Raw genomic sequence first — 537 nt, 5'->3', positions numbered from 1 at the left:
AATGTGTCCATCTTTTTCTAGATTATCAAAATCTATTAAATCTCTAGGGATTGAGCCAGTCCCAAGTTCATCTTTATCTTTACCCAGTGATGTACCGAATAATTCATTCTGAAGAACTTTACGTGTTGAGTCACCTGTAATACCTACAGCCCAACAAAGGATTGGATGGTCAAATCTGTGCCCTTCCCACCAAGAAGGGTATAAACCAGTCAAATGATAAGTCACTTCTACAGCTTCACTATATGATTTACCAACACGGTTGGCTGCACATAGAAACCGACGTTTAAACTTTTTTGAGGCTTTATAAAAATCCTTTTGAAAAGGATATGGTTCGAAGTTGTTAATACGATTATACTTAATAACCTTATCACGCTCTTCGAGTAAATCAATGATTTCCCACTTGATATGTTCAGGCAGAGAATCAATGTCAATATTATCAATATCCATCATTCTTCCTTTAGAAATCTGTCTATCAACCTCCGCACATCTTTAGCGTTACTTTTATTAAGGATGAAGAATTTTGTTTGAGGGATGTGT

General features: G+C 35.9%; 1 protein-coding gene. It reads right to left on the bottom strand.

The window, feature by feature from the left end:
* The coding region (locus N1032_RS27475; RefSeq protein WP_259543895.1) for a hypothetical protein at positions 1-450 on the bottom strand (450 nt) is incomplete at its 3' end.
* Positions 451-537: the final 87 nt, after the last annotated feature.

The sequence above is a fragment of the Herbiconiux daphne genome, from assembly GCF_024979295.1.
Lineage (GTDB): Bacteria > Actinomycetota > Actinomycetes > Actinomycetales > Microbacteriaceae > Herbiconiux > Herbiconiux daphnes.
This window is presented reverse-complemented; position numbering and strand designations above follow the sequence as displayed.